This is a genomic window from Rhizobium sp. 05L419 (genome assembly GCF_056397845.1).
The window spans coordinates 1-1254 of sequence record NZ_JBFTOF010000074.1 but is presented as its reverse complement, the minus strand read 5'-3'; the positions used below and the strand labels follow the sequence as shown (position 1 = coordinate 1254).

Annotated in this window: 1 protein-coding gene; it reads right to left on the bottom strand. The window is 58.8% G+C overall.

All coding sequences use genetic code 11. The annotated features are described in order from the left end of the window. Positions 1-21 precede the first annotated feature (21 nt). On the bottom strand, positions 22-1167 hold the full coding sequence (locus AC1DMK_RS31020) for an ISAs1 family transposase (RefSeq protein ID WP_477864038.1): 1146 nt from the start codon (positions 1165-1167) through the stop codon (positions 22-24). Between the last annotated feature and the right edge of the window lie 87 nt (positions 1168-1254).

The window sequence follows — 1254 nt, the reverse complement described above, 5'->3', positions numbered from 1 at the left end:
CAGGGGAATCGGGTGAGTTAATTATCGAGAGATTGTACTTGCCAGGAAGTCGTCGTCCCATGCTGCGACCTTTCGTTTCAAACGCAGGGAATCCTTGCCCGGCGCTCTTCGGATGAGATTGAGAGCCATGTGCTTTATGGTGGTGAAGTTTGCGGGAGCATGATTGGTCCGCAGGCGGCACTCGTCATCGCGGAAGATCATATCGAGCACCCAATGGAGGCTGTTCTCGACGGCCCAGTGGTCGCGGATGAGAGGCCCGATCGCGCTGGCGATGAGAACCAGCGAAGTGATGTAGAAACGCGTCTCCCGCTCGAGCTTGCTGCCGACTTCACGGGTGCTCTGGACCATGACCACGCTGTTGAGGCCCGGCCATTGATGGCTGTCCTGCAGCCAGTCGATGTCATGGATAACGGTGATGTCGCGGGTTTCGATACGTCCGTGATCACCATCGACCGTGCTGGAACGGCTGACGGTAGTGTCTTTGAAATCATTTGCTTTTTGCTCGGCAGCAAAGAGTTCGACATCGCTGCGGAGCGTAGCCTGATTGCCTTTGAGGGCAAAGATGTAGTCGGCCTTCTTGTCCAGAACCTTCCGGGCTATGGCGCGCTGGCAGCCCATGGCATCGATGGTGACGATGGCGCCCTCAATGGCCAGCATGTCCAGCAGCTTGGGAATGGCGAGGATCTCRTTGGCCTTGTCGGCCACCTTGACCTGCCCCAGTACCAGGCGCTGGCGGGCGGCGAAGGCGRAAACCATGTGGATCGGCTCCTCGCTGGCTCGCGACCCCTTGGAGCGGCGGACCGTCTTGCCGTCTATGGCAACGACGCCTTCCGGCACCCCCGCCAGCGATGCCACCCAGGCCGCAAAGCAGCGCTGGAACTGTTCGGCATCGAGGCTGGCAAGAATATCGCCCAGATGATCATGCGCCGGAACGCCTTCACGAAAGGGCCGAAACCGGCGCAAGAGATCGAGCTTCTTCTCGCCGAAGCGGGCAATGTCGGTGACGGCCTCCGCCCCGGCAATCACCGCCATAARACACAGCAGCAGCACCTCATCCAGCGGATATCTTACCTTCGCACTCTGCCGACCGTCTGGCAGATCCTTGAAATGTTTCAGAAATACAACCGTCTCGGCCAAAGCGCCGGCAGCGCACGCTAAATCGTTCATCCAGATCGCCCTTTAAAGAATCAGACGATCTCGACAGATTCAGCTCGCAAGCCAATTGTCACCCGTTAACTCACCCGATTGCCCTGG